Here is a 4,156-nt window from a genome sequence, read left to right on the forward strand (position 1 = left end):
GGGGGGGCTCCTCTCGGCTCGCCGCACTCCGCGGCTCCCCACCCGGGGGGGGGGCTATGTCTCCCCCGAGCCCCCCCCCCCCCGCGGCGGGGCGCCCCGGCACCCGCAGCCATGAGGCCATCGTGCCCGGACTGCTGCACGACCACTGCTCGGCCATCCACCCCATGGCCGTCGCCTCACCGGCGCTGCGCGCGCTGGGCCTGGAACAGCACGGTCTGCGCTGGCGCTCGGCCGACATCGACTGCGTACACCCGCTGGACGACGGCACGGCCGGCGTACTGCTGCGCTCCGTGGCGGAGACCAGCCGCATGCTCGGAGCGGACGGCGACCGCTACCGCGCGCTCTTCGCACCTTCGGTACGCCACTGGGACGCGCTTGCCCCGGACACGATGGGCCCCCTGCTGCGCGTCCCTGCGCACCCGCTGCTGCTCGCGCGCTTCGGCCTGCCGGCCGCCCTGCCCGCGACCGCCCTCGCACGCCTCTTCAAGACTCCTCAGGCGCAGGCCCTGTGGGCCGGTGTCGCGGCCCACAACTTCCGCCCGCTGTCCCGTCCCTTCACCTCCGCGATCCCCCTCGGCATCCTCACCGCGGGCCACGCGGCCGGGTGGGTCGTCGCCGAAGGCGGTTCGCAGTCCATCGCCCGCAGCATGGAGCGGGTGCTGCGGGCGCACGGCGGCACGATCGAGACCGGGGTGCGGGTCACGGACCGCGCACAGATCCCGCCCGCCGATGTGACCCTCCTCGACCTCGACCCGGCCCAAGTCGCGTCCCTCTACGGCGACTTGCTGCCCACCCGCGTGCGGGCGGCCTATGAACGCTTCCGCCGCGGACCCGGCGCCTTCAAGCTCGACCTGGCCGTCGAAGGCGGCGTGCCCTGGACGAACGAGCACGCCCGCCGCGCCGTCACCGTGCACCTCGGCGGCCCGCTCGCCGAAGTCGCGCACACGGAGCGGGAAGTGACCCGCGCGAGGATGCCGGAGCGCCCCTTCGTCCTGGTCGGCCAGCAGTATCTGGCCGACCCGTCGCGGTCGGCCGGTGACGTCCACCCCGTGTGGACGTACGCCCATGTCCCGTACGGCTACGACTCAGACGCCACCGAGGCGATCCTCCAACAGCTGGAGCGCTTCGCCCCCGGGGTGCGCGAACGCATCGTGGGCCGGCAGGTCACCCGGCCCGCCGACTTCGCCGCAGCCAACCCCAACTTCACCGGCGGCGACATCCTCACCGGGGCCAAGACCGTCCCGCAGCTGCTCATCGGGCCACGCCCCGCACTCGACCCGTACGCCACCGGCCTGCCCGGGGTGTTCCTGTGCTCGGCGGCCACCCCGCCGGGCCCCGGGGCGCACGGCATGTGCGGGGCAGGGGCGGTGGCGTCGGCCCTGCGCCAGCTCGGCATCCGGGCTGCCTGACGCACCATCACTGTTGCTGCGGGCAGCGGCCGTTCACCGGCCCCGGTCGGCATGCACAGCGGCAGCCGCGCCGCGTCCGCCCAAGTCGCCGTCGGCTGATGGGCGAGGCCGTCGGCGACGTGGCCGGCGTCGATCTCGAAGTTCTGCAGCTGCCGGAGAATCTCATCCGACCGGAGGTCCGCCAGCACTTCCACGGTCACCAGCGGGTGCGCCGCGCAGAACGGGGCGGTCAGCGGCGGGACGGCGCCGGACGCCGAGGGGACCGAGCCGATCCGCAGCCTGCCGCTCAGGCCGGTGCGCAGGGCGCCGACCTCGCAGATGGTGTCCAGGAGTTGGTAGCTGTCGCCGTGCCGAAGCACCACCGACTTGTCGGCCAGGCCGATCAGCGGGCAGTGTCTGATGCCGGCGGCAGCGCGGGATGCCGTCCAGGCGGCGGCACAGCCAGGCAGCAGCCGGGCCTGCCCCAATAGTCCGCGCACCTCGGCCAGTTCGCCGACGCGCCTGACAAAGCGGGTCAGTTCAGCCGGCAGCTGCCCCGTTCGCCGCCATGAGAACCCCAACTCCATGGGGAAACCGTCCGCTTCACGAGGCTTCCGGCGGCATGTGATGTGTGAAATGGTACCGCCAGCGCTGGGCGTGCTCACGACAAAAGGTGCGTCTGCGACAGGCAACGAATCCCCCACAGGAGAACCGCAATGAGCCGGAACGAACGAAGAAGCTCGTTACGTGCACGCGTCGTCCGAGCGGCCGGAGCCGGAGCCCTGGCCCTCGCGCTCGGCGTCGGCGCCGCCCCGCTCGGCGGCGGGACCGCCCAGGCGGCGACGGCCGACAAGGGAACCGGCCCGCGGCCCGCGGTCGCGGCGGCGGAGGCCGAACATGTGCGGGACGGGCGGCTCGCGGTCGACGACCGCGCACCGCTGTCCGCCTCCCAGGACGCGCTGCGGCAGGACTACGACACCCCGACGAAGGACCCCTCGCACAAGCGGCCGTCGATGCTGGCGGCCAAGAAGAAGGGGAAGGCCAAGGGGGCTTGTTCCCCGGGCGACTTCGCCCAGACCGGCGACGCGCTGGTCCGGCAGATCACCTCGTCCACGACCGACTGCATCAACACCCTGTTCAGCCTCACCGGCGCGGACGCGGGCGGCGCGTTCCGCGAGGCGCAGATGGTCACCGTCGCCAACGCGCTGCGCAATGGCTCCGCCGCGTACCCCGGCGACGGCACCACCGGCATGCCGCAGATCGTGCTGTTCCTGCGGGCCGGCTACTACGTGCACTGGTACCACAAGCCGGACGTGGGCGAGTACGGGCCCGAGCTGAAGTCCGCCATCCAGGCAGGCCTCGACGCCTTCTTCGCCTCCCCGCACTCCGGCGACGTGACGGACGCCAACGGCGAGACCCTCGCGGAGGCGATCACGCTGATCGACAGCGCGGAGGAGAACGCCCGCTACCTCGGTGTCGTCGAGCGGATGCTGCAGGGCTACGACAGCTCGTACAACGACAAGTGGTGGATGCTCAACGCCGTCAACAACGTGTACACGATCCTGTGGCGCGGGCATCAACTGCCGGAGTTCGTCCAGGCCGTCCAGAGCAACCCAGGCGTCCTCGACACCCTGCACCGGTTCGCCAAGGACCATCTCGACCTGCTCGGCGGTGAACGGTCCTACCTCACCGCCAACGCGGGCCGCGAGATGGGCCGGTTCGTCCAGCACGCCGGGCTCCGCGACAAGACCCGCCCGCTGATGAAGGACCTGCTCGGCGTCACCGACATGACCGGCAGGACGGCCCGGCTCTGGGTCGGCGTGGCCGAGATGGCCGACGCATACGACAAGGACAACTGCGCCTACTACGGCGTCTGCGACCTCAAGGAGCGCCTGAAGGCGGCCGTCCTCCAGGACAAGAACGCGTGCAGCGACAGCATCGCGATCGCCGCCCAGGACATGGACGCGGGCAACTTCTCCTACGCCTGCAACAGCCTCAACGGCCAGGACGCGTACTTCCACCAAGTCGCCAAGGACAGCGGCCCGGTGAAGGACGACAAGAACACCAAGATCGAGGTGGTGGTCTTCGACTCCAGCGCCGACTACCAGACCTACGCCGGCGTGATCTACGGCATCGACACCAACAACGGCGGCATGTACCTGGAGGGCGACCCGTCGGCGGACGGCAACCTGCCCCGCTTCATCGCCTACGAAGCGGACTGGGTGCGGCCCGACTTCCAGATCTGGAACCTGAACCACGAGTACACCCACTACCTCGACGGCCGCTTCAACATGTACGGCGACTTCGAGGCCGGGGTCTCGACCCCGACGGTCTGGTGGATCGAGGGCTTCGCCGAGTACGTCTCCTACTCGTACCGCGAGCTGCGCTACGAGGAAGCCATCAAGGAGGCAGGCAAGAAGACCTACCCCCTGAGCCAACTCTTCGACACGACCTACCAGAACACCGACACGACCCGCACCTACCGCTGGGGCTACCTGGCCGCCCGCTACATGCTGGAGAAGCACCCGGACGACGTGGCGACCGTGCTCGGCTCCTACCGCAGCGGCGACTGGGCCACCGCCCGCACGCACCTGACCCAGAACATCGGCTCGCGTTACGACCAGGACTGGTACGCCTGGCTCGACGCGTGCGCGGGAGGCTCCTGCTGATCTGCTGATCTGCTGATCCATGCCTACGGGGGCGGGGGGGGGGGGGGCGGGGGGGGGCCCCCCCCCCGCCCGGGCGCGCAGGCGGGTAATACAAAAAAA

Annotated in this window: 1 protein-coding gene and 2 pseudogenes; 2 read left to right on the forward strand and 1 reads right to left on the reverse strand. The window is 71.1% G+C overall.

Annotation, left to right across the window (positions count from 1 at the left end):
* Positions 1 to 122: 122 nt before the first annotated feature.
* The gene (locus tag ACFWY6_RS05080; protein WP_384686499.1) at positions 123 to 1,409 is read left to right on the forward strand and encodes a phytoene desaturase family protein; all 1,287 of its coding nucleotides are present in this window, start codon (positions 123 to 125) and stop codon (positions 1,407 to 1,409) included.
* A gap of 116 nt (positions 1,410 to 1,525) precedes the next feature.
* Here ACFWY6_RS05080 and ACFWY6_RS05085 read toward each other — a convergent pair.
* Positions 1,526 to 1,975 (reverse strand): annotated as a pseudogene (locus ACFWY6_RS05085) (LysR substrate-binding domain-containing protein); the annotation flags it as partial.
* A 129-nt stretch (positions 1,976 to 2,104) separates the two neighbouring features.
* Between ACFWY6_RS05085 and ACFWY6_RS05090 the strand changes: the two are divergent.
* Positions 2,105 to 4,054: pseudogene (locus ACFWY6_RS05090) on the forward strand (collagenase); the annotation flags it as partial.
* Between the last annotated feature and the right edge of the window lie 102 nt (positions 4,055 to 4,156).

The sequence above is a fragment of the Streptomyces sp. NPDC059037 genome (assembly GCF_042740015.1).
In the GTDB taxonomy this organism is placed as follows: domain Bacteria; phylum Actinomycetota; class Actinomycetes; order Streptomycetales; family Streptomycetaceae; genus Streptomyces.